Origin of the sequence: Chryseobacterium indoltheticum (genome assembly GCF_003815915.1) — a bacterium.
Lineage (GTDB): Bacteria > Bacteroidota > Bacteroidia > Flavobacteriales > Weeksellaceae > Chryseobacterium > Chryseobacterium indoltheticum.
This window is the reverse complement of the sequence record NZ_CP033929.1, coordinates 3,459,141-3,484,487: the sequence shown is the minus strand read 5'-3', so window position 1 is coordinate 3,484,487 and position 25,347 is coordinate 3,459,141. Positions and strand designations below refer to the sequence as shown.

The following is a 25,347-nucleotide window of genomic DNA, read 5'->3' as shown; positions in this document are numbered from 1 at the left end:
TATCTTTGCAGAATATGGAATTTACAGCTTCGCAAATTGCAAGTTTTATTGACGGAAAAATTATAGGTGACGAAAACGCACTTATTACCGGAGTTTCACCGATTGAGAGCGGAGAATCCGGCCATCTTTCTTTTGTTGCGCAAGATCGTTTTGCGCATCACTTAGAGACTTCGCAATGTTCGGTTCTTATTGTTACCGAGACCCTTATCAACAAAGATCAATATAATCCTACAATTATAGCTGTAAAAGATGCCTATCTTTCTTTTCAGGTTTTAATGAATCTGTACCAGGAAATGCAAGGCAAAAAAGAAGGGGTAGAAGATGGATCTTCCATTCACGACACTGCTGTAATAGGAGATAAAGTATATATCGGCGCTTTTACCTATGTTTCAGAAAAGGCAAAAATCGGTGAAGGTTCACAGATATTTCCGCAAGTCTATATTGGTAAAGGCGTGAAAGTCGGTAAAAACTGTAAGATAGACAGTGGTGCAAGAATCTATGATTACTGCATTATTGGTGATAACTGTGTAATACATTCCAATACCGTAATCGGTGGCGACGGATTTGGTTTTCAGCCGACTCCGGAAGGCTTTCAAAAAATTCCTCAATTAGGAAATGTTATTATTGAAGATAATGTGGAAATAGGTTCTAACTGCAGTATCGACAGAGCTACAATAGGCTCTACAACCATCGGAAAAGGTACAAAAATCGATAATCTGATTCAGATTGCACACAACGTAAAGATTGGTGCAAACAATGTAATTGCTGCACAAGCGGGAATTGCCGGTTCTACCACTATTGGAGATTGGAACCAGATTGGCGGTCAGGTTGGCATCGTTGGTCATATAAAGATAGGAAGCCAGGTGAAAATTCAGGCGCAGAGTGGAGTGAATTCCAGCGTTAATGATAAAGATACCGTTTATGGTTCTCCTGCGATCAGTTATAATGACTATCTTCGAAGCTACGTGCATTTCAGGAACCTTCCTGAACTTGCGAAAAGAATAAATAATCTTGAGAATAACTCAAAAGATCATACTAATGAGTGATATGCAAAAAACCCTTCAGGAAGAGGTTACTCTTTCTGGAATAGGTCTTCATACTGGTAAAGAAGTAAAATTAACCATTAAACCTGCAAAAGAAAATACAGGTTTTGTTTTCGTACGAACAGATCTTGAAGGGCGACCTCATGTAGAAGCAGACGTAAATTACGTGGTGGCTACAGAAAGAGGAACTACTTTGGAAAAATTGGGCGTTAAAATCAATACTTGTGAGCATCTTTTGGCTGCTTTGGTGGGTTGTGATATCGACAATGCTGTTTTAGAAATGGATGCTTCAGAACCTCCTATTTTAGACGGCTCTTCAAAGTTTTTTGTTGAAGCAATCGAAAGTGTAGGTATCGTAGAGCAAACTGTCGCAAGAGAATATCTTGTTGTAAAAGAAGTATTGAGCTACAGCGACCCTGCAACCGGTTCAGAAATTACAATTATCCCTTCAGATACTTATGAGGTGACGACAATGGTAGATTTTGGAACTAAAGTTTTAGGAACTCAGAATGCTACTCTTAAAAATATTTCAGAATTTAAAGAAGAAATTTCTTCTGCAAGAACGTTCAGCTTTTTGCACGAATTAGAAATGCTTCTTGATCATGGTTTGATTAAAGGTGGAGATATTTCAAATGCAATTGTATACGTTGATAAGGATTTGACTCCTGAAACTACAGAAAAGCTGAAGAAAGCTTTTGGTAAAGATCACGTATCAATTAGACCTAATGGTATTTTAGATAATTTAACTTTAAACTATCCAAACGAAGCGGCAAGACACAAATTATTAGATGTAATTGGTGATCTAGCGTTAACGGGTGTGAAGATTAAAGGAAAAGTTATTGCCAATAAGCCCGGACATTTTGTAAATACTCAGTTTGCGAAAAAGCTAAACCGCCAGTGGAAACTACAGAAAAAGAAAAACGTTCCTGAGTTTGATTTAACGAAAGAGCCTGTTTTCGACATCAACGGAATCATGAAGTTGATGCCTCACAGACCTCCTTTTTTATTGATCGATAAAATTCTTGAGCTTTCTGATTCTCATGTGGTTGGTTTGAAAAATGTAACAATGAATGAACCTTTCTTCGTTGGGCATTTTCCAAAAGAGCCAGTAATGCCTGGAGTTTTACAAGTGGAAGCTTTAGCACAAACAGGAGGAATCCTGGTTTTGGCAAGCGTTCCGGATCCTGAAAATTACTCTACATACTTCATCAAAATAGATAAGGTGAAATTCAAAAGAAAAGTTGTTCCCGGTGATACAATGATTTTCAAAATTGAGTTAATAGAGCCAATCAGAAGAGGTATTGTTCATATGCAGGGATACGGATATGTTGGTGATACTGTAGCAGTAGAAGCAGAATTGATGGCTCAAGTTGCAAAAAATAAAATTGATTAAATGATTCATCAATTAGCGGCCGTTGATAAGCGTGCAAAAATCAGCAAAAATGTTGTAGTAGAACCATTCACTACCATTGCTGGTGATGTTGAGATAGGAGAGGGAACCTGGATTGGCTCAAACGTAACCATTATGGATGGCGCCAGAATCGGTAAAAACTGTAGAATTTTCCCTGGAACTGTAATTTCTGCAATTCCTCAGGATTTAAAATTCGACGGTGAAGATACCCAGACCATCATTGGAGATGATACAACAATCAGAGAATGTGTAACGGTTAACAGAGGTACCAAAGCTTTAGGTTTTACAAAAATTGGAGCCAATTGTCTGATTATGGCAACATCTCACATTGCACACGACTGTGTAATTGGCGATCATGTAATCATCGTAAACGGTTGCGGTATTGCAGGACATGTTGAGATTGGCGATTACACGGTTATGGGAGGCTTATCTGCCGTGCATCAGTTTGGTAAAATCGGAAAACATGTAATGATTTCGGGTGGTACTTTGGTGAGAAAAGATATTCCGCCTTATGTAAAAGTAGCAAGAGAACCGATGTCATATGCGGGGATCAATTCTGTAGGGTTACGAAGAAGAGGATTTACAAATGAGAAAATCTTCGAAATTCAAAAAATTTACAGAGCTATTTTCCAGATGAAAATGAATGTTTCTCAAGCCGTTTCACACATCGAAAAAGAGATGCTCCCTACTGCTGAAAGAGACGAAATTCTTCAGTTTATCCAAAACTCACCAAGAGGTATCGTAAAAGGATACGGAACCGGTAAAGAATAATTTAAGATGATGAAAGCTTTAGTTTTGGTTTTTACAGCTTTATCAGCATTTGTTTTTGCTCAGAATGAAAAATTAAATGATGTAGAATTCTATTATGGTTTTACGGATTACAAAAGCAGAAATTTATCAAAGTCTGATGTTTATGCCGAAATCAAAAGCCAAAATGAAAACTATGTTCAGATTTCATCTTTTAGATTTGCAGATACAGATAAAAAAGCGAGGAAAGAGAATAGGGCTTGGCTTATGAAATATAATGATAAATTATATTTTAATATGACCTATGCAGCTTATATTTTCTCCTATGATACTTTTTGTAAAGTTGATATTATCGGAAAAAAACACATTTTGTTGTATTTAGATGAAATTAAAGACAAAAAAGCAATCTCCTATAATAATACGAATTCTGGAGGCGTTTTGACAGAAGTTATATTCAATACGAAGCCAAAATTTTCTTGGAAAGATAAAAAAGGAAATTCCTATAAGGTACTTTTAATAGATATTGATAAATCAAACAATACAAGTGATGACAGAGATGTAAGCTTTGGACATATTGTTGATACAAAGAAAATTTTAAAGATTACAAATAATGATCCTGAAGTTATTTCTAAATTGAAGAATGATCAATACTATTTAGAAGATATTATAGCTTTGGTGAACAACGAAAATAATAAATAACATACATAAAAATTAATGGCAACAAGTAACGATATCAGAAAAGGTCTTTGCATCGAATTCAGCAATGATATTTTCAAAATTATTGAGTTTCTTCACGTAAAACCAGGGAAAGGTCCTGCTTTCGTAAGAACAAAAATGAAATCAGTAACCAACGGAAAAGTTCTTGATAACACTTTTTCTGCAGGTCACAAAATTGATGAGGTAAAGGTAATTACCAGAAAATTCCAATATCTTTATGATGACGAGAATGGTTTCCACTTTATGAATAACGAAGATTTCTCTCAGTTATACTTAAACAAAGAAATGATTGAAAACTCAAACTTGATGAAAGCAGGTGAAGAAGTGACGATCATCTTGAAAGAAGCTGACGAAACTCCGCTTTCTGCCGAGCTGCCACAATCAGTTTATTTAGAAGTTATAGAAGCTGATCCGGGAGTGAAAGGAAACACTGCTACCAATGCCCTGAAAAACGCAATCGTTGAAACAGGAGCTCGAGTAATGGTTCCTTTGTTTATCGAGCCGGGTGACAAAATCAAAGTAAGCACAGAAGACGGTTCTTACTTAGAAAGAGTAAAATAAATATTGCAGAAAGCTGGAAGCGTGAAGTTTTCAGCTTTCTTATTATAAAAGCTTTTTGGCGGTGTTCAAGAGCCTTTTTTATCTTTTATGGCAGCTTTTTCCGCCCTCCGTTCCCGCTTTTTTGCCTCCGCTTCGCTTCGGCAAAAAGAGCTCCACTCAGGTCGGGCTGCAATGTAGACAGAAAAATAAAATTTGTCAGAACATCAGATTTTGACGAAATTAAAAGATCATAAAAACCGTGTCAAGGTTTCAGACCTTGACACGGTTGAAAATTAAAACATCATTTAAAAATATGACGTTTCATCAGCCACAGCAGCTTAAAACCATTGCAGATCTCATCGGAGCAAAATTTATTGGCTCTGAAGATTTTGAAGTATTGGGAACAAATGAAATTCACAGAGTAAAATCTGGCGAAATTGTATTCGTGAACCACCCCAAATATTACGATAAAGCTTTAAATTCTGCAGCAACCATTATCTTGATCGATAAAGAAGTAGACTGTCCGGAAGGCAAGGCGCTTTTGATCTCGGATGATCCTTTCAGAGATTTTAATAAGATCAATACCCATTTCACAAGAATTTATAACTTCACCGAAACACTTCATGATGTTGAAATTGGCGAGGGTACAAAAATTCATCCTTCAGCAGTTTTAGGAAACAATATTACTATCGGAAAAAATACTTTGATTTTTCCAAACGTTGTGATTGGTGACAGAACAGTGATTGGCGATAATGTCGTTATTCAATCCAACACCGTTTTGGGAGGTGATGCATTTTATTACAGAAAACTCAACGGGAATTTCGACCGCCTAATCTCTGTAGGAAATGTAATTATCGAAAACAATGTAGAAATAGGCAATGGTTGTACCATCGATAGGGGAGTGACAGATTCTACGATCATTGGTGAAGGTTCAGTTTTAGATAATCAAATTCAGATTGGCCACGACACCGTGATTGGTAAAAGATGTCTGATTGCATCTCAAGTTGGCATTGCAGGATGCTGTATCATTGGTGATGAGGTCACTTTGTGGGGGCAGGCTGGTATTGCTTCCGGAAATACGATTGAAAGCGGATCTGTAATTTTAGGCAAAACAGGGGTCAACAGAGATCTTAAAAAAGGCACTTATATCGGAATGTTTGCCGAAGATTTTAAAACCTATCTGAAGAAAGAGGTGAAGTTGAGAAATATGGAATAAAGGTAAATTTAAAAATATTGCCGATGCTTTAGTCTGTTTTCGTATACAAAACAGAACATTAGATAAAAAAATCCTCGCATTTTGCGAGGGTTTTTGTTTATATGTCACACGATACAGTAGTGCGGAAGCGAGGATTATTTACAAAATCAAAATAGCCTTCTGAGGTTGCAAAAAACTGTAGACCAATAGTGCCTCCGGCAATACCTGTTTTTGTTCTGTACTGAAATCCATCAATATATTGTGTCGTTCTAAAAGCGTCAGTTTGTTTTTTCTCCAAAAATAATCAAGAGTAGGGGAATACCTACTCTTGATTTGGTTATTTGTATTTTAATTATGCTGAAAATCAGTTTTTTGAATTTTTAAAAGTCAATATCACTAACTCTGAAACATTATCTTATTTAATAATTATTAATTGCTTAGATCTTCCTACACTTTTGAGTATATTATATTTCCTAATTGTTTAAAATTACTAATACAATCATTCTTATTAAACGCTTTTGTTTCGACTGTATTGCCATCAGAATTTGGTATAGAAATAATATAATCATCCTTAAAAAGAATTCTTAAACCAAATGGTTCAGGATTACCTTCTATATTTAAAACATCTATTTCCTCAATTTCAGCATTAATAATTGCTTTAAATTTTTCAGATTTAGTCACATCGTAATATTCCCTCCCTATAATTAAGCTGTCGTCTTCGGCTTTCATCCATGTTTTCATTCGAGGATAAAATTCATCCCAAGTATATATATACTGCGGTAATGATTCATCAAAAATGTAAGGAGACCATAATTCATCCTTATCTACACTTATAATGCATAATTTATTGGGTTCATCTTTGAAAACGAAACCAAAAGATATATCAATATCACATTCATTTTCTTCTCCCCACGGCGTCCAGATAACAAGAAATAATCTGGAAACCTTTTTATTAATTAATTCCTTAAATTCTATCATATAAAATTATCTTAATGGTTTTGCAAGTTGGCACCAATTATTTAGATGTCTTATTTAGGACGGTAAACCATCATTAAACTTGAAAAAAGTAAATGATGGTCAATTATTTTAAAGCTGTCCTTAACCCGAACTTAGGTTATTATAAGATGATTGCATCCAATTATTTAGAAGAACAATGATGAAGTCGTTCCAGTCTTTTTTCGGGAAATAAAATACCATTAAAATCAAAATATATAATACCTGTAATACTATTTTTATGTTTAATAATAGTGTCAGTTTCAAGATGTATTTTAAATTTATTCATAATCATTACTAGCTGTGAAATATTACCCAAATTACTTAAGAAATATCTTTTTCTTCCTCTAAAGGTGGGCGAACAAGATAAATGAATCGTTGTTCTACAGCTCCAATTTTTTTTAAATTTTCTTTAGCTTGTATTAAGCTCACAGCATTTGCTCCTCCTATATATGTTGGGTCTAACATTTGTACCCCGTCATCCTCCTAATAGCAGACTGGACAAATTTGAAAAGTATTATTGGCTTTATTGTTTAATGTGAAATATTCACAACATGGACATTGATGTTTTTTGTGTTTATTATTTACCATATAATTGTACTTGTTTACGATAATAATCTAGTCCTTGAGAGAGACGAAAAAATGTTTCAATGTAGCCCTTTCGATGTATTTTTAAAAACTCTCCAGTTTTAGAATTAAATTTAAACATCCATCCTTGTTTAGATGTAAATCCATAAATATTTCGTCCAATCTGGTTATCTGCTAAATTAATTGCTCTATTATAGAAAGCTTGTTTTGATATTGTTCCCCCTGAAGACTATTACCTCAACAGTATTTCCGTTTGTATTATTATAAAAGATCAGCAGTATTCATTAGATTTTTTATGTTTGAAATAGTAAAAATGTAGCAAAATAAAAAAAATCCATTTGATAAAAGTACATTAACATCTATATTATCAGCACTTATTTCCGTAATATTATATCCCGCTGGAAATAAAATCTTAAAGTTTTCCATTATTTATAAATTTTTAAAATTCTATTAATTACTTGTTATTGATTAGCCTTATTTAATCCAAATGAAAAAACTCATCTACAAAGTTTCGATTATCATCAAGATATAAAATGTAGTGTCCTACCTTTTTTTCAAGATGTTCAATATCTATATTAACTCTATAACAGTTATTTAACCATTCATTTTTATTATAAAAAATATATTGAACCTCATTTATAATAAACATAAAATTAAGTTCGCCATATGTATCAATTATTTCATTAGCTAATTCATCATCCCCTAAACATTTATTAAGATATGATTTACTAAGTTCAAAAATATCTTCTATGTCTTTTTTATAATTCATTTTTTATATATTATTAATGTCCCGATATTTTTTCAAAAAATATATGTCCCTTTGCATTTGCATTTCCATATATTCTTATGTCTCCACCCTTACCTAAGATTTTAATTTTATATGCATAGCCTGTTGCTTTAGCTTCTGTAGCTGTAAGTTTAACTATTCCACTATTATTTACAGGCGAGACTATGCCTTTATCAATTGCTTTTATAACTTTTTTTTGTATGACCGGATCTAAGGAATTAAATATTGATTTTTTTACCCATCCAGAAGTTTTATGTAAATTTTTTAAGGCTTTTCCTCCTGCACTTATTTCTCCTCCTGGAGTTGGTTCCATTGCAGCGAAAAGTAGAATCCCGGTAAGTTCGGCAGTTTTGTCTTTTGTTGATAATCTTGGGATTAGGTCTTCTTTTCCGCCAATCATCTTAATACCTAATCCTACCAATCCAAAGCTGTCTTCCAAAGTACCTATTGCTCCATTAACAACTCCTTTTAATAAGTCATTTTCTCCAGGGCAACAGTCTGTAAAATCATTTCCATCAAGATAATTTTGCATCCAAGGGCTCAATGAGCTTTCATTAGAAGAAGCTAACAAAGCATCCAAAAGATCCCCCACTGTTACCGAACCACCTCCGCCGCCGCCATCCGGATTACTTCCACTATTATAAGTTAATGAGCTATAAGATGAATAAGAATTCTGTGTAGGTCCGTTCGCATAGCCATGATAATTCCCAGAAATCCTCCATTTCACTGTGCCATTCTCCATTTTCATCGTATGATCCCATTCCATCGGGGTCGGTAAACTTGACAGGATTGTTCATTGCATAATGATATGGTGACCATCTTCTATAGCTTTCTGCCAGTGGATCCACCACACCCCATCTTCCAAGATCCGGCATATACATTCTCGCACCATAGTCATACATGCCAGACTCTTGCAGTTCCTTTCCGTTGTACTTGTATTGGTAGGCATTCTGTGTAGTAGCCGTGTAATTATGCAGTAACCCAAACGGATAGTATGTGTTACTCTCTACAATCTCTCCCGGCTGCCATGATACGATACACGTAGGGATGTTAAAGGGCGGTTTTCCGGGTGTACATTTGGCCGTTGCAAACTGTCTTGGCTGGATAATACCGTCTTTATTGGTATCAGAATAGCTAAGTCTTACATTTCCCAGATGATCGGTAAACTGGTAAATATATTGGTTAAGCCATGCATCATAATATCCCTCCGAGGTCGGAATGATCCTGAGCTGCATTTCAGCCACTTCATTGGGGTCTCCTATTGATCCGTCAACTGATTCCGAGGTTCTGGTAGATTTATACTGAAACCCGTCCAGATAATTGGTTTCTATATCTCCAAAGATCTTCTTCACTTTTACCCCGTCTGCACGGTAGGTATATTTTGATACGGTACCGTTCTGGGTAACTTGGTTCGGTAAATTTAAATAATTAGATTAAAAATGTTTTTATCTTCAAAATAAACAACAGTAGGGAATGTCTACTCTTGTTTTTAAATATTTATTTTTAATTAATTATGAAAATTAGTGATTTAAGTTTTATAAAAGCTTCATCACTAACTCTAATTCATTACCTTAAATATCAATCACTATTGGAAACCAACAGTTCTAATACATTGCCACTTTTATATAATATCATTACCCCAAATCGCTAAGAGGAATCGTATAGCAAATAATTAAAAAGAGATTGATTAATAATAAAATTAAAACTATTATTATATTAATTTTCTTAACAGATGTAATAAAGAGAAATACAAATATTTGATAAACATATATTACAACTCTGTCAAAACTTATTGCAAAAAAATGATTAAAATTCTTATCAAGCAAATTTGTTGATTCTTTGTAAAATATTCTAATAAAAAATATAAGAATAGTTAATACTAATACAGTTACTTTTAGTTTCATATTTTTAATTTATTCAAAAGTTCTTCCTCCTAAATATCGATGTGTACTTATATCATAAAAACTATATCTTGACCAAATATGATTTTGAGGACCTTTAATCATATCAATGTTTACCGTAATTCCTTTCATATTGGCTGCGTTTTTAGCATGCATATCATTGTAATTGCTTTGAACATCTCTATACATTTCTGTAAAGTTTTTAGCGTTAGAACTCTCAATCATAATTGTTGTAGACCCCAACACAAATATAAGTGTTGCAGGATTCAGAGATTTAGTGCCCTCCTTAACAAAATCATAAACACCCTTCAATCCACTTATTCCTGGCGTCCAGTCCATCACACTATCTACATTATTTGTAAGTTCTTCTGTTTGCTTAATTATCTGTTTAATTCTAAAATAGTATTTTCATGATCTAATTGATATTGTATCTCAGTTGTTTCAATACCCCAACTATTAAAATTAGTTTTATTTTTTAAATATTTTCTAATAGGGTTTGGCTCTTCTTGTATAAAACTAAATCCATTACCAATATTTGCCTTCATCCAAGAGCTCAATGAGCTTTCATTAGAAGAAGCTAACAAAGCATCCAAAAGATCACCCACTGTTACCGAACCGCCTCCGCCGCCATCCGGATTAGTTCCACTATTATAAGTTAGTGAGCTATAAGATGAATAAGAATTCTGTGTAGGTCCGTTCGCATAGCCATGATAATTCCAGAAATCCTCCATTTCACTGTGCCATTCTCCATTTTCATCGTATGATCCCATTCCATCGGGGTCGGTAAACTTGACAGGATTGTTCATCGCATAATGATATGGTGACCATCTTCGATAACTCTCTGCCAACGGATCTACAACTCCCCATCTTCCAAGATCCGGCATATACATTCTTGCACCGTAATCATACATTCCGGTCTCCTGCAATTCCTTTCCGTTATATTTATATTGGTAGGCATTCTGTGTAGTAGCCGTGTAATTATGCAGTAACCCAAACGGATAGTATGTGTTACTCTCTACAATCTCTCCCGGCTGCCATGATACGATACACGTAGGGATGTTAAAGGGCGGTTTTCCGGGTGTACATTTGGCCGTTGCAAACTGTCTGGGCTGGATAATTCCGTCTTTATTGGTATCAGAATAGCTAAGTCTTACATTTCCCAGATGATCGGTAAACTGGTAAATATATTGGTTAAGCCATGCATCATAATATCCTTCCGAGGTCGGAATGATCCTGAGCTTCATTTCAGCCACTTCATTGGGGTCTCCTATTGATCCGTCAACTGATTCCGAGGTTCTGGTAGATTTATACTGAAACCCGTCCAGATAATTGGTTTCTATATCTCCAAAGATCTTCTTCACTTTTGTTCCGTCTGCACGGTAAACATTCTGGGTTACCTTAGCATTTCCGTAATCTACTTCGGTAAATTTTTAAAAATTAAAACAATTTCTTCCATCACTAAATCTTATACACAAGGAATGATTCTCAATCATTTGATATGTTTTATCTTCAAAATAAACGAGAGTAGGGAGTTCCCACTCTCGTTTTTAAATATTTATTTTTAATTAGTTTTGAAAATTAGTTATTAAAGTTACAAAGGCTTCATCACTAATTCTGATAGATTACAAATATCTATTCACCTAATATTGATGCAGAAGTTGGAATTTTTTTATTCTTTTTTAAGTACAAATCATTTAATTTGTCTTTGGCAGTTGAGTTATTCATTTCATAGGCTTTTAATAAATAATATAACGATACTTTTTTATCTTTTTCAGATATATACTTATTTCGATTATCTAATAAATTCATAATATAATAAGTATCAAAATATGCTTCACCATAATTATGTATTTTACCCATTTTTATTGAATAATACAAAAATTCTTGCGACCGTTCGGCAATAAGAAAATCTTTGAAAGCCTCTTGATAAGACAATGTGTCACCATATATAATTGCGCTATCTAATAATTTTTTTTTTCTTTTTTTATCATCATAATTCGCTATATATGGATTTTCTTCTTTAGTAATTGAGTCATTTTTATTTATTAAAGAAGTTTGCAAGTCATTAATATTTTTTTCTTTTTTAGAACAAGAAATGAATAATTTGACAATTAAGAATATTATTAAAAATTTTTTCATAATAATTTAGTTAGTATTTTAATAATTGAAAATAGTTGAATGGTAATCTGTTAATTTCTTTTCCATTTTTGTAAAAAACAGCAGAACCAAAATTATCAGGAAAATCCAAGTTAACGTTAACTTTTTTAATTACTCCATTTCCATTAATTACATTTTTACCAAATCCTACATATCCATCAAATCCTATAACTAAAGTATTTGTATGTTTTTGTGATATAAGCCTTGCAATTGATGTTTCTCCATTTAATTCTGATCCGGACATACAAGCATAAAGTATAAGTATACTGTTCTTCATAGAATCAACTTTAGACCAATTTTTATTTTTTTTGTTCATTTGAATATCAAATTTATCGGCTGTCACTATTTTAGTTTTTTCATCTTGTAGAAGACCAACGTTTCCATGTCCAAATACCCTGAAAATACCATCTCCATCTGTATTTATATTTTTCTTCAAAGATTCTTCAAAAACTCTATGAAACATTTTGGGCTCCTTACTACTAAAAAAATTAACTGGTTCTTCGTCTGTTCCAAACTGTGTAAAATCAATACCAGCAAAATAATCAGTTGAACTGTTACCCATTTCCGCTAACAAAGCATCCAAAAGATCCCCCACTGTTACCGAACCACCTCCGCCGCCACTATCCGGATTAGTTCCACTATTATAAGTTAATGAGCTATAAGATGAATAAGAATTTTGTGTAGGTCCGTTCGCATAGCCATGATAATTCCAAAAATCCTCCATTTCACTGTGCCATTCTCCATTTTCATCGTATGATCCCATTCCATCGGGGTCGGTAAATCTTATTGGGTTTTTTCATATCTGCCACACGATAAAATCGTGCGGTAGCGAGGGCAACGAGGAAGAAAACTAACTTTGATATGTCACATCTATTTCTTTTAGATGCTCTATAGCAAGTTTAGCATTTGGTTTTCCTTTCATTTGTTGCATAGACGTTTCGATAATATGATTTAAAGTATTAAAATCTCCCTTTATTTTTAGAAGTGTAGTTAAATATTTAAATCTCCCTATCTCAGTAGTGCCTGCATTATTTTCATTGAGCCAGGAATTAATTAAACCCTCATCAGACAGACGTTTATTAATTTCAGGAATTATTATATTCTGGATGTTATCTACCAGATCCTGAGTATAAGTATTCAAGTCATCCGTGAAGTTGATTATCCACCAATAATCTGGACTGTTAGGCATAAATGCACCAACTCTCGAATTCCATTGGCATTGCTCTATTTCTGGTTTTGATAGATTATTATAATCGTATTCTGATTGTCCTAAAACATTAGAATAAATTCCAAAATTAATTGTAAATTTTAGTACGTCTTCAGTACTTTCTCTACTTTTTTGAAAGTTTATAATTCCATAGTTTTTGTCAAGTTCTAAGTGAAAACTATTTCCTTTCTTACTAAACCCTAAACTTTTGAGAAAGGGTGTGAGTTTTTTTATAAGTTCTTTAAAAATATCCATATTTACCAATTTCCTGGTTTTCTTATTAATTGTACAGGATAGCCCTGAGTACCGAGCCAAGCATCTTTTAGTTTTTGAAGAGGTAGATAACGAGAACCTCCCACCTTTGCTTCAATACCTCCCAAGTTAACGCCCTTATGCCAAACTTCTAAATCCATATAGCGAGCTCCAAATGGAGTTTTTTTATACACTTCAGTATAAACCGTTCGTCCTTCTGCTCTCAATGCAGTAGCTAGCTCATCTCTAAATAAATTACCTGCCGTTCTATTTGCTTGTACTAATGGAACATGCTCAAGATTCGCTAATATTCTCGGTGCAATTCTGCCATACAAATTATTTGCAATTCCTGATAAAAAGGTACCACAGCCTGTAACTGCATTGGGAGATTCAAAACAAGAAGCTTTTCTATTTCTAATACATATCCTTAAGATGCTCTATTTTAAAGGAGTATGCATCTAGCGCTGTGTTTAGTAATTAAAATTATTGAAAAACTTTATTCAAATCAGATTTCAATAATTCCATATTTGTATCCAATTTTTTCTTCTTGACAACTTCTTTAAGTAAGTCTATCTTTTGCAAAATAGTTTGTTTTAAATAATTAAAACGACCTTCCTCTGATTTACTAAAGAAATTTTCATCAGTTATGATTATCGGTATCCCGATTGATTTTTCATTCTTTCTGTATGATTCTATTTCCTTCAGCATATCTACTTCATATTTCATTGGGTTTACATAAAATTGAAATAAAGCTAATTTCAAATCTTTTCCATAATCTTCACTATTCAGTGTTTTTAATGTATTACAAATTCGATTATCTCCATAAATGTATGTATGAAATAAATCACCTTGATGTTTTGCAGTTGATTTTTGGTCTTCAGTTGCATCGTACATCAACGATGGATAAGAGACAAAACAACCAAAAATATTTTTATCATTAGTCATAATTAATGCATATTAAAATTTAAAGGTCCACGTAAAATTTGATTCTGTTGAAACTCCCATTGATAGGCAGCAGCTCTATTTGGAAATAATATTTTTTCTACCATAACTTTATCAGACATAAAAGCTTTTGTATATCTTGATTCTGCTTTTAAAGCTGAAGTGATACCATTTTTTAAAAAAGTACCATCTACGTGATGGAGTTTATATCCCCAAGTAGGTCTAAGACTTTTTAAAGAGTTACCATGTACTACAGCTGTTTCACTAAAATTCGCCAATACTCTCGGAGCAATTCTGCCATACAAATTATTTGCAATTCCTGATAAATATTTCCCTGCACCAGCCGCTTTCCAACCTGCAGATAAGCCATCAATTAGTTAGCTTTTGTTATTCAAAATCAGGATAATTGTCAGGATATTTATTTCCTTTCGCTAACTCAACAATTCCTAGAGGATTTATTACCAATCCTATAAATGCATTTCGGTTCTCTCCTTCTAATTTACCTACTTGAGTAAAATTTTCATCATTGATCCTCCATATATACCATTTATTAGAAATTTTAGTAGGTTCTTCACCTTCTTTTCTTGCATATTCTGAAGTACCCTTAAATAATACATCTTTTATATTTCCTACATTGGAACTTTCACCTTCTTTCTTCCAAAGATTAAGTTTTAAACCAAAATCACATCCGCAATGAGCATATACTTTTACATTATCCTTTATGATGTTTTCCATATCAGGATTTTCCCCTAAGAAATATTTTTTTTCAAAAATCCTTACAACATCACTATTTAGCTGTGTTAAGTCAAATGCTATTAATTGCATATACCTTTTTTCTTCGTCGTTAATAGGCACTGAAAATATATCACCTATTTTTGTCTTTAATTTTTTTGCCATCATTCGAAATCAGGATACACAAAGTTAAATTTTCCCGTTTTTATTCGTTCAGCTATTGCGAAAGGAGGCATTACAATTCCAATTTCTGCATTACGGTTTTCTCCTTTTAGTTTTCCAACTTTTTTAAAATTATCATCGCTTATTTTCCAAACGAACCAGTCTTCAGAAATGTAGACTTGGTGTTTTCCAGGAGCGTGTCCAGCATCATTTGTATCTCTAAAAAGTATATTTCCAGATTCTGGGTAGACGGAATGCTTACCCTCTTGTATAAAAAGATTTTGTTTTACACCCACATTTATCATTGTATGAGCGTGAAAGTCGATTTCTCCTGAAAGCAATTCACTATAATCGGGTTGCACCTCTTTAGAATATTCCTTTTTATAGGAACGAATCACATCGCTGTTAAGCTGTGTTAAATCATTTGCGATATATTGAAAATATTTTTTATTCCCGTTATCTAATTCTACGGAGAAAATATCTCCTATTTTTGTTATTACTCTTTTTGCCATAATTATCTGATTAAGGTGGCGTTACACCATAAAAACCCCATTTTTTTGGAGAGATAGAATTTATTTTGTTTAATAAAACACCTCCGTTTTTCTGTAATCCCCATTGATTGATAAGGTTCTGTTCCATTACTCGAGCTTGTGATTTGGTTAAACCAGAAGCTCCTTCTATTGTTCTAAAAAATAGAGATCCTTTTTCACCACCTGCTGCCATATGTTCTGCAAATCGTAAAGCTGGGTCACGGCTTGTAATTCCTGCATATCTAATATTACCTGCTGCATCAAGACCATGATAAACAGAATACGTTCCTGTTTTGCTAAAATTAGCTAAAATTCTTGGTGCAATTCTGCCATACAAATTACCAGCAACTCCTGATAAATATCTACCTGCCCCAATGGCTCTCCAACCTGCAGAAACCAAACTTCCACCCGCAAACTGCATTGGCAGTTCCAAAAATATAAATTGTTCAACAGCTTTTGTCTCCTGACAGATTTTACAATTCGCTTCCGCTTGATAATAGTTACTCCAGTTTTGTTCAAAGTTCCAGTTCTGTAAAGCGCTTAAAATTCCGCTGTCCATCATCAGACCGTTATAAGAGCCAGCTCCTTTGCCTCCATCATTTTTCCAAGGTATCAAAATTTGTTCAAGCAATACATCTGCTGTGCTGCCTCCGCCATCGCCTGTAGACATGTTGTTTATTAACGAACTGTAGCTTTTGTAGTTCATGGAAGATCCTGAATAGTCCATCGTTCCGCCCCAGTTATTGGTAAATCCATCACCTGTGTTAGTCCATGTCGTACCTGAAGGAGAGCCCCAGACTTCATCTATAAAAGACTGTGAAAGCATCCCATCAGGATCAATAAACATTATAGGATTATTGTTGACATAATGATAAGGAGAGAAATTCGGGGTGACTTCCGCCAGTGGATCTACTACTCCCCACCGTCCCAAATCAGGCATATACATTCTTGCACCGTAATCATACATTCCGGTCTCCTGCAATTCCTTTCCGTTGTATTTATATTGGTAGGCATTCTGTGTAGTAGCCGTGTAATTATGCAGTAACCCAAACGGATAGTATGTGTTACTCTCTACAATCTCTCCCGGCTGCCATGATACGATACACGTAGGGATGTTAAAGGGCGGTTTTCCGGGTGTACATTTGCTCGTTGCAAACTGTCTTGGCTGGATAATACCGTCTTTATTGGTATCAGAATAGCTAAGTCTTACATTTCCCAGATGATCGGTAAACTGGTAAATATATTGGTTAAGCCATGCATCATAATATCCTTCCGAGGTCGGAATGATCCTGAGCTGCATTTCAGCCACTTCATTGGGGTCTCCTATTGATCCGTCAACTGATTCCGAGGTTCTGGTAGATTTATACTGAAACCCGTCCAGATAATTGGTTTCTATATCTCCAAAGATCTTCTTCACTTTTACCCCGTCTGCACGGTAGGTATATTTTGATACGGTACCGTTCTGGGTAACCTGGTTCGGTAAATTTAAATAATTATACTGAATTGAAGAAATGCCTTTATCGAGATGATTGGTCATATTTCCATTGGCATCATAAGCGATCGTATTGGGAGCAGAAAGATAAGGGTATCCCGATGCATTCTGCTGTTCATCGGTCACTTTCGTCAGCTTGTTTCCGCTGTATTCATATCTCAGGTTATCGATCATCGTGGCAAATGTATTTCCTGTCAATACGCCTTCTGATCTTTTCAGCCTTTGAATGCTTCCGTCTATATTATAGTCTATCTTTTCAAAATATTCCTTTGCTGCTTCATTACCCGCCTTTTGGTAAAACCCTGCAGAAAGTCTGCTGAGTTCATCATAGACATAGCCGTATCTTTTCAGAGGCTCACTTTCTTCAGTCAAAGTCTTCCACGATACTTCTGCAATATTACCGTTATATCTCGGTTTTACTTTCAGCTCAGGAAAATCCGTATTTGGGGTTTCTAATCCTTCCACTTCATTGTAATTGATCTTATATCCGAAAAGGTCACTTCCAAGGTTCGCAGGATCATTGATCCTGATCAGACTGCCATGAATATTATAGGTATACTTTACGGTCTGTAGCGGGGCGGCTATAGTGTTACCCACTTTTTTCACCGTTACCTGCCCAAGATCATTATAGGTATTCTGAGACAGAACTTCCTCCGGGTTGTTATCTATCTGATGCTTTTGTACTAGGAGCCTGTTTTGGCCGTCGTATTCAAAGGTGTTTGTAATGATCTTTTCAGTATCTGTATTCAGCCTTTTATGATAAGTTTTGGTTTTCGTGACAGCCCCTGCAAAATCCATATCGGTTTCAGTTTTTGTATAACCACCCAGATGATTCATCGAGTGAGAACCAATGCCCCGTCCGTCTTTATCGTACCACATATGAGATTGCGTCCACAGATCATCTTCTATATTTTTAATATACGATGAAGTGGGCATTCCCTTCAGGCTGCGGTAGCTGGTTATTCCATTGGAGGTATACATAGTTGCTGCAGAAGACAAGGTAGGTTTCCCCAAAACAGCAGCGGGTCTGGCGGGCGATCCGGGTGCATACTCATCATAGTAATTCACACTAAGTACCGTCATGCTGGCTGTTGGGAAAGCTGCGTTAGTATAATAAACTGCCTGTCCGCCAGAGGTAAAAGAAGTTGTGCTTCTGCTTTCGTTGTTTATTGCATTGGCAGACATATTGTTGAGGGTAGCCTGCATAGCGGCTCTTCCCGATGTATTGGCAAAATGCCCTGTATACACCGTTCTCCCAAACTTATCGTATTTCACAAAAGACCATTGCTTGAGGTGTTGGTTGGCATCCTGAGACAGTACAAGTCGGTTTTGTTTATCATACACAAAATATTCCCAAAAGTCTTTCCCCGGGAGTCTTTTTTCTACCATCCTGTTGCGGTTGTCATACTTATACTGGTAGCAGTACACATCCAGAATAGTCTGAGTCAACACATTCCCGCTCTGTGCAATTTTTTCGTTGGCTTTCGGGGTGATTACCAAAACCAGCTGGTCATAGATATTATAAAGATAATAGGTATCCACAGGCGCGGTTCCACTCATCTTCCTTGCCAGTATAATCTGTCCCTTAGAATTTTTGAAATCAATACGCTTAGTGCCATCTTCATCGGTAGTGGTGCTTTTCATCAGCTGATTTTCTGCATACCAGCTTACCGTAGGTAGTGAAAAAGAAACTGTAGCATTGCTCCAGGATGAAGTGAATACATGTTTTTTTACCTGATCAGAATCAATATTTGCCTGATAATCAAATTTCTGAGTGTGGCCGTAGCCTTTTTTCCAGGCATCTCCGGGTTTTGCGGTCTCCATGATCTGCCCCAAAGGAGAATCTTCAGGAATCTTTTCGCTGTACGCATTCGAAACTCCGTAATACGAATTGATGTCGCCCTCAGAAACCGTCTGTATTCCAAGGTTAGAAGTGGCCATTGGCAAAGGCAGAAAGTCTTTGTTCTGTCTTCCGAGCTCATCGTAATAAACAGGTACCACAAGATCTTTTCCTGTCACGGTAGATTTTACCGAAACCGTTTGCTTGAGTCTTCCCAAGCCATCGAAGTATTGAATTGCCTCCGCTTTTTTGCTTCCGTCTTCCGAAAGATAGGTTTTAGAGTAAATATAATTTTGTGTAGAGGTCTGTCCAAAGATTACCCCCGATAAAAATAATATATTGAAGAGTACTAGTATTTTTTTCATGACTGTGTTTTATTGTTGATAATGGTATCCGTATTCCTTCAGTGTATTTCCGTTGGCATCCTTTACTTTTTCCAGCCTGTTGAAGCTGTCATAAATATACATCTCGCGAATCCCGTTAGGGGGCAGCACATTGGTAACTCCTACCATTGGATCATAGGTATAGGCAGTGATGATAAAACCCGACAATGCTGAATTGTTTTTAAAGCTTTCCAGCTGAGCAAGCAGTGCCGTTTCTTTGGCCGGAGCAGCAGAAGCCGCAGCATCAGCATCTTCGTTGGAGGCATTTATGATTGCAGTAATAAGGTTTTGCGGAATATCAGAAAGCCTGGCACCTTCTATTTTTGCAATAGGCATCGTTTTGTTGTATCCCCAGATGATGGTGACAGGAGCACCGTTTGAAGCTCCGTCGGGAGTGGCTGTGTACTGCACAAGGTTTCCTGAATCGTCATATACATCGTACTTCACCGCCGTAAGGCTGCTGGTTTGGTCATCCGGCAGGTAGCTGAGTACAGAAGTAGGATAGAGCTGCTGAGCATTGTCGTATTTAGTTTCATTTTTTGCAATCACCATACCGTCTCTTTTTATTTCGGTCTGCAAAGGCACCGTAACCATATTGGCAGCAATCAGTGCCGTATGGTTGGTGTCTTTAGAGTATTTGTAACGGGTCTCTGTAATGCTGCCGTCAGATTGGGTGGTTTTCTGCATCTCAACACTTAAGCCTCCGGCTTCCGAAACAGAGGTTTCCGATCTGGTAGTGACTCCACGCTGACCCGAATCAAATACTTTTGAATCTACTGTATGGTTTTTAATAAAAGAAGTCAGTGTATTATGCCCCTCGTTTCTGTATGTGACAGTACCTGTTGACTGGAGCGTATACTCATGATTTTCTGATGCCTTCAGTACATTCTGTGCATTATATACTTCTTTCTTTGCCAGAAGGCCTCCCGTGGTGATATTCAGGTGTGGCCAGAATAGCGAACCGAAATTCCCGAGCTGGGTTTCAGGATAGTCTGAAGGAGTTTTAAAGTAGTATTTCGTATAGCCTCCGTTTTGCCCGTTCAGCACTTTTAAGTTTTTATAAATAGGATTGCTTATTGACTCCCCGTTTCCTGTACTGACAAAAAAAGGATCTCCTGATGAGGTATTGGCATCATCAAAACGGTCATAGACAAATGTTTCTGTTTTGGCAGGGGTTGCTGTAGCAGCATTCTCGAAATAACGAATACTTTCGATTCTGAGGCTTTTATCGGTAAGTGCGTTTTTATAAGGCGGAGTCTTGAGAGCAATTTCGTAGATATCAATTGTTCCTCTTCCGCCTGTAGGTGAAAGGATTTTCAGTGTATAATTACCGGAGTCCGGATAGTATTTTTTTGTGGTGATGAGGTCTGCCTCATTTACACAAAGCTGGTCACCGATGTACGGAGCACCCCCGGATGAAGATGCAATACTGTAATCCAGCCCCGGATCAGCATTCGGATCAAAAGGGTGGGGATAGGTTTCCAGCTTTCTGAAACGGGCATACAGAGTAGCATTCGGTGATGCCGTAAAGCTGAACTGGGAGGCCAGATGCGTATCAAAATCCACATTCAGAACCGGCTTCAGATACTGAAACTGCGGATGAGAGAATTCTGTAAAACCTACTTCCTGTGCGATATAATTACTGAGATCCTCTACTGCATATTCCTTGGTCTCAAAATTGTATTCTACAACTCCGCCTGTCGGCAGTTTTACTCTTTTCAGTGTTCCGAAAGGAAAATATTTAGGGTCGTCAAAGTGCATGATCTCATCATCACACACAAAATAATCTTTAAACTTGCCCGGTATAGGTCCATAATCTTTAGGACTTCCTGACCTGTTGTATTCAAAAGCAGTGGTTTCGGTTTTAGAAAGGCTTCTGTCATACTTTATTATTTCTGTCAGTATTCTTTTCCCAGGTATGATAGAGCTGCTAAGCATATTGTACACAAAGGCGTACTTGTTCATGAGATCCCCGGCTTTGTTTCTCACCGTTATCGTTGTGAGCTTATAGGGGTCATTAAATGCTTGAGGCACCAGTTCCTTTACATAATCAAAATCTATCGTCCCGTAATCTCTGGAAGTGATCTTCTTGACTTTACAGGTCTGCTGGCTAATTTCCTGCGGATAAGCCTGTGGAGCGCTTTTATTCTCAATCTGGTATTCCACAGCATAGAGTTCCTGCATTCTGTTGTTGTACACTTTTGTGAGGTAGAAAGCAGATTTATAAACGCCTGCCAGGCTTGCAAATTTATTGGCTGCTCTGCTGTTGACATCAAAAAGGTATATCGTACCTTTGTCGTCGGTTATTTTAAAGCTCTGGAGCAGAAGTGTAGCATTATTGGCTTCCCGTACATATTCGATTTTTACATTAGAAGGGGTTAGCTTTACAATCTCAAACGTATTGTTTACAGTGTCTCTTACAAACCTGAATTTGCCTGATTGACCTCCAAAGCTGTAATAATAGATATCATCAAAAGGATTTTTATTGTAGTTACCAGCATCAGTTTTATAAAACCTTTCATCTGTTCCGTTAATTATTTCTCTTGAGATTACCGCATTAGCTCCCAGAACGGTCCAGCCTAATCCGGCTTCACTAGCTCTGTCATCACTGAACATGTTGCCTGGGTGATAGCTTAATGCAATATTTATATTCACATCTTTGCTGTGTGTTGGAAGTGATGTCAGTGGAAATGAGATATTCGGAATCCCTGTCGCATAAGAGACAGGTGTATTTACATAGGTAGATAACGATGCTACTGAAGCTTCTGGCTTTGAAAATCCTTCATCCAGATTTTGACCAAAGTATAAATGCGCCATCGCAGCCGATAGCAGTATAGATATTTTTTTCATGTGTTTATTTTTTAATAATTTTTGCATTCGCAGTTTTCTCAGTATCAGTTTTTGTCACAATCAGATAAGCTCCCTGAATAAGGTTCTGCGTATTGATTTTAGTCACTTTATTCTTGGTTTTTAAACTTTGTAATTGTCTGCCTCCCATATCGTAAATAATAATATCAGCCTCCATGAAATCAAATCCAATTTCAACGTAAGCATAATCTGACACAGGATTCGGATAGATTTTAATATTCTGTTTTTCGATTAACTGATCAATTTGCGAATCTCCCAACTTTACAATCTTCCAGTTCTCTTTTCCTAGTTCTTCAGCGCTTGTTCCCGCTAAAACAATAGAACCATCCTTATTCATCTTCAGATCAGAAAGCCTTTCCTCTTTCTTTCTCGATTCTCCTTTCACATGTTTTCGCCATTGCTCGTTGCCTTCATTGTCAATATAAAGCATCCAGAATGTTTCATCATCGGCTTCAATCCTTCCTTCAGCCTGAGTGTAACCACCCAACAATATTCCTTTGGTTAGGTCTTGGTTCTTTTCTCTTTTATCCTGACTCTTATTAATTACATTCATCCCCATCAGAATATCTCGATTCTTAAAGTTGTAAGATTTCTGCCACTGTTCATCTCCTTTTGTGTTTAAAGAAATCAGCCAAACATCAGTTCCTTCTTCAATTCCGACGGTTTTGTTTCCCCATCTTTCCGACCTTGATTCTCCACCAATAATATATCCGGATGAAGTAAAAACCATTGTTCTCAAATGATCATCTCCTTTACCTCCAAAATTCTTTTCCCATTCTATTTTATTGTCTTTGCTAAGCTTGATTACCCAGTAATCACCTTCACCAAAGTTCTCAGTGGACTTGGAATAATTGATAGATGATAATTGATCGTTGATTTTATTACTCGACGGTTTATCATTGATCATTGATCTCTTATCATTGATAAACTTTCCACTTCTAGAGTATACTCCCAGCAACGCTCCTCCATCAGGTGTAGGAATCATCTTTTCCACTTCATCCAAACCTCTTCCTCCTAATATTAATTCTGAAAGAACTTTTCCGCTTTTATCGAGCCTTGTTACGGTCACATCTTTAGAGCCGAATCCGTTGGCTGAATTCTGAACATTTCCTGCCACCATAAAACCAAAGTCTGCGGTCTGAATTACAGATCTTGCTTCTTCATCCTGCGATGTTCCTAAAGTTTTTTGCCACAATTCATCTCCGAATTCATTAATTCTGATAAGCCAGATATCAGATCCACCTTTAGAAGCATCTTTTTTATCTAAACCTTTTCCCGAATGCGACGTTCCCGCCAAAAGAAATCCACCTTCCTGCGTAGCAACCGTTGCCGATAAAAAGTCGTGGTTTTTTCCTGAGAAATATTTCTCCCAGACTTCTTCTCCCTGTTGATTGAGTTTTACGAGATGAAAATCGTAGCCGTTATTCTGCTTTGAAGCTACAGATGACACTGCAGTTTTACCTGCTGCCTGAATACTGCTCCCTGTGATAAGATATTGCTGATCGACTGTCGTGGTGACTTGCGAGAGAAAATCCTGAGTAGAAGATTTAATATCTTTCTGCCATATCACCTCCTGAGCATTTAGAATAGCGGTACTGCTTAGCAGTAATGCACTCATGTACAGTTTTTTCATGATTTGCGTTTTTTAATTATTATTACTTTGCTAATTTAACTTTTTTTAACACATGTCACAACTGTTTGATACAAGTCTTGTAAGTATATGATTTTATGCTGCAAAAGAAAATCATTGTTGCGACAAAAAATGACGTGTTATTTTATATCATGAAGCACTGAAAAATTTAGGTTTATTTATGTATTGATCTCCATTCCACAATTGGACAATACAGAAAAGATGAGACTTTCGAAGCTTAATAATTAATTTCTGTTTCTAATAAATTTAATAACAATCAAGTAGAATGTTTGTGTATTTATTAATTATTATTGTTTAATATTGAATATGTCGAAATATTTTCTAAATTTGTTCTTATTCTTAAATAAAAACACAATGACGACAAAACAGTCCAACAGGCTGAACATGGCCAAAACTCTACGACAATTCTTTTCTGCTGAACAGGCAAAATACGCAGGTAATAATCCTGTGACAGTAAGAATTTCAGAACTGAATACTATTGTTGATCATCTCGACAGTTTAGTGGCAATTCAGACGACCGATACTACAGCAAATACAGGTTTAAAAGCAGATGCAAGATCATTAATGATTAATCTTACGGTGGCGTATGCCAATACAGCTGCTGATTATTTTGATGATAAAGACAGCCCGTTGAGCAAACAGCTTACCACGAGTAAATCTAAAATTAACGGATTGACTGGTGTAGAAGCAAAAATTTATTGCAACAGGCTTTATAATGTGGTCAATGATCATATCGGAAATCTTAGTCCTGACTATGTAACTGCTTCCGAAACAAGTCAGTGGTTGGCTGCTATTAATAATTTTGATGCCAAAGCGTATGACGCAGGGGTAAGTATCGATACAAGCCAGAATGCCACTCAGGATCTGAAAGCAGAATTTAAAAAATTAGGAACATGTTTACAGAAGCTCGACAGACTGATGAAAAAGTATGATATCCTAAATCCCTCATTGTACGGGAACTACAAAATTTCCCGTAAAACAGCAGATCTCGGAATACGCCATAATGAAATTCCATCACAGAATTAAAAAAGAATGGCTGATATTTGATTACCTGATAATTAACCATTGTGCATTTAATTATCTTTCGAAAATATCTGCAATGCCTTTGTTAGCCTGATATCAGTATTTATTTATTTATTTATTTATTTACAATTCTTTGTCTTTCCCAGCATTCTTTTATCGCTGGGAAAGACAAATTTTTTATAATAA

The 25,347-nt window shown here is 35.9% G+C and carries 22 protein-coding genes and 3 pseudogenes; 7 read left to right on the top strand and 18 right to left on the bottom strand.

The window, feature by feature from the left end:
• The first annotated feature begins 14 nt into the window (after nt 1-14).
• The 6 genes from lpxD to EG358_RS16045 all read left to right on the top strand — a co-directional run bounded on the left by lpxD (nt 15) and on the right by EG358_RS16045 (nt 5,674).
• Entirely contained in the window at nt 15-1,046 is a 1,032-nt protein-coding gene (gene lpxD, locus EG358_RS16070; protein WP_076562084.1) for a UDP-3-O-(3-hydroxymyristoyl)glucosamine N-acyltransferase, read from the top strand.
• Nucleotides 1,039-2,436, top strand: coding sequence for a bifunctional UDP-3-O-[3-hydroxymyristoyl] N-acetylglucosamine deacetylase/3-hydroxyacyl-ACP dehydratase (locus EG358_RS16065; protein ID WP_076562083.1), 1,398 nt, complete (start codon nt 1,039-1,041; stop codon nt 2,434-2,436). Before lpxD ends, EG358_RS16065 begins: the two co-directional genes overlap by 8 nt.
• Nucleotides 2,437-3,225, top strand: a complete 789-nt coding sequence (gene lpxA / locus EG358_RS16060; protein ID WP_076562082.1) for an acyl-ACP--UDP-N-acetylglucosamine O-acyltransferase — start codon at nt 2,437-2,439, stop codon at nt 3,223-3,225. It abuts the gene before it with no gap.
• 6 nt (nt 3,226-3,231) lie between these two features.
• Nucleotides 3,232-3,900 carry a hypothetical protein gene (locus tag EG358_RS16055; RefSeq protein ID WP_123890137.1) on the top strand — a complete coding sequence of 223 codons (669 nt, stop codon included), beginning with the start codon at nt 3,232-3,234 and terminating at the stop codon, nt 3,898-3,900.
• 15 nt (nt 3,901-3,915) lie between these two features.
• On the top strand, nt 3,916-4,479 hold the full coding sequence (efp, locus tag EG358_RS16050; protein WP_066678330.1) for an elongation factor P: 564 nt from the start codon (nt 3,916-3,918) through the stop codon (nt 4,477-4,479).
• A gap of 292 nt (nt 4,480-4,771) precedes the next feature.
• A complete protein-coding gene (locus EG358_RS16045) occupies nt 4,772-5,674 on the top strand; it encodes a UDP-3-O-(3-hydroxymyristoyl)glucosamine N-acyltransferase (RefSeq protein WP_076562080.1) in 903 nt (300 codons plus the stop codon).
• A 426-nt stretch (nt 5,675-6,100) separates the two neighbouring features.
• Here EG358_RS16045 and EG358_RS16040 read toward each other — a convergent pair whose 3' ends face one another.
• From EG358_RS16040 to EG358_RS15955, 18 genes and pseudogenes are all read right to left on the bottom strand, one after another.
• Nucleotides 6,101-6,631, bottom strand: coding sequence for a hypothetical protein (locus tag EG358_RS16040; RefSeq protein ID WP_076562079.1), 531 nt, complete (start codon nt 6,629-6,631; stop codon nt 6,101-6,103).
• Between the two features lie 339 nt (nt 6,632-6,970).
• Nucleotides 6,971-7,237: pseudogene (locus EG358_RS16035) on the bottom strand (CPCC family cysteine-rich protein).
• Nucleotides 7,238-7,712: 475 nt separating this feature from the next.
• On the bottom strand, nt 7,713-8,003 hold the full coding sequence (locus tag EG358_RS16030; RefSeq protein WP_076562078.1) for a hypothetical protein: 291 nt from the start codon (nt 8,001-8,003) through the stop codon (nt 7,713-7,715).
• A 13-nt stretch (nt 8,004-8,016) separates the two neighbouring features.
• The gene (locus EG358_RS16025) at nt 8,017-8,763 is read right to left on the bottom strand and encodes a hypothetical protein (protein ID WP_123890135.1); all 747 of its coding nucleotides are present in this window, start codon (nt 8,761-8,763) and stop codon (nt 8,017-8,019) included.
• A gap of 16 nt (nt 8,764-8,779) precedes the next feature.
• Nucleotides 8,780-9,250 (bottom strand): annotated as a pseudogene (locus EG358_RS16020) (RHS repeat-associated core domain-containing protein); the annotation flags it as partial.
• Between the two features lie 684 nt (nt 9,251-9,934).
• Entirely contained in the window at nt 9,935-10,261 is a 327-nt protein-coding gene (locus EG358_RS16015; protein ID WP_076563143.1) for a hypothetical protein, read from the bottom strand.
• 428 nt (nt 10,262-10,689) lie between these two features.
• Nucleotides 10,690-11,316, bottom strand: a pseudogene (locus tag EG358_RS20065) (RHS repeat-associated core domain-containing protein); the annotation flags it as partial.
• A 238-nt stretch (nt 11,317-11,554) separates the two neighbouring features.
• Complete coding sequence (locus EG358_RS16005) at nt 11,555-12,061, bottom strand: hypothetical protein (protein ID WP_076562075.1); 507 nt, start codon at nt 12,059-12,061, stop codon at nt 11,555-11,557.
• 10 nt (nt 12,062-12,071) lie between these two features.
• Complete coding sequence (locus EG358_RS16000; protein ID WP_076562074.1) at nt 12,072-12,842, bottom strand: hypothetical protein; 771 nt, start codon at nt 12,840-12,842, stop codon at nt 12,072-12,074.
• An 87-nt stretch (nt 12,843-12,929) separates the two neighbouring features.
• On the bottom strand, nt 12,930-13,541 hold the full coding sequence (locus EG358_RS15995) for a DUF4304 domain-containing protein (RefSeq protein WP_076562073.1): 612 nt from the start codon (nt 13,539-13,541) through the stop codon (nt 12,930-12,932).
• Between the two features lie 2 nt (nt 13,542-13,543).
• A complete protein-coding gene (locus EG358_RS15990) occupies nt 13,544-13,873 on the bottom strand; it encodes a hypothetical protein (RefSeq protein WP_076562072.1) in 330 nt (109 codons plus the stop codon).
• A gap of 148 nt (nt 13,874-14,021) precedes the next feature.
• Complete coding sequence (locus tag EG358_RS15985; protein WP_076562071.1) at nt 14,022-14,483, bottom strand: Imm44 family immunity protein; 462 nt, start codon at nt 14,481-14,483, stop codon at nt 14,022-14,024.
• Nucleotides 14,484-14,485: 2 nt separating this feature from the next.
• Complete coding sequence (locus tag EG358_RS15980; protein WP_123890133.1) at nt 14,486-14,785, bottom strand: hypothetical protein; 300 nt, start codon at nt 14,783-14,785, stop codon at nt 14,486-14,488.
• Nucleotides 14,786-14,867: 82 nt separating this feature from the next.
• Nucleotides 14,868-15,380, bottom strand: a complete 513-nt coding sequence (locus EG358_RS15975) for a hypothetical protein (protein WP_228421450.1) — start codon at nt 15,378-15,380, stop codon at nt 14,868-14,870.
• Nucleotides 15,377-15,886, bottom strand: coding sequence for a hypothetical protein (locus EG358_RS15970; protein WP_076562068.1), 510 nt, complete (start codon nt 15,884-15,886; stop codon nt 15,377-15,379). The genes EG358_RS15975 and EG358_RS15970 overlap by 4 nt, the downstream gene beginning before the upstream one ends.
• Before the next feature lie 10 nt (nt 15,887-15,896).
• Entirely contained in the window at nt 15,897-19,601 is a 3,705-nt protein-coding gene (locus EG358_RS15965; RefSeq protein WP_076562067.1) for a DUF6443 domain-containing protein, read from the bottom strand.
• Between the two features lie 9 nt (nt 19,602-19,610).
• The gene (locus tag EG358_RS15960) at nt 19,611-22,469 is read right to left on the bottom strand and encodes an RHS repeat domain-containing protein (RefSeq protein WP_123890131.1); all 2,859 of its coding nucleotides are present in this window, start codon (nt 22,467-22,469) and stop codon (nt 19,611-19,613) included.
• Nucleotides 22,470-22,473: 4 nt separating this feature from the next.
• Nucleotides 22,474-24,120 carry a T9SS type A sorting domain-containing protein gene (locus tag EG358_RS15955; RefSeq protein WP_076562065.1) on the bottom strand — a complete coding sequence of 549 codons (1,647 nt, stop codon included), beginning with the start codon at nt 24,118-24,120 and terminating at the stop codon, nt 22,474-22,476.
• Nucleotides 24,121-24,492: 372 nt separating this feature from the next.
• On the opposite strand from EG358_RS15955, the gene EG358_RS15950 reads away from it, so the two are divergent.
• Nucleotides 24,493-25,164 (top strand): hypothetical protein, encoded by a 672-nt coding sequence (locus tag EG358_RS15950; protein ID WP_076562064.1) that lies wholly within the window; start codon nt 24,493-24,495, stop codon nt 25,162-25,164.
• Nucleotides 25,165-25,347: the final 183 nt, after the last annotated feature.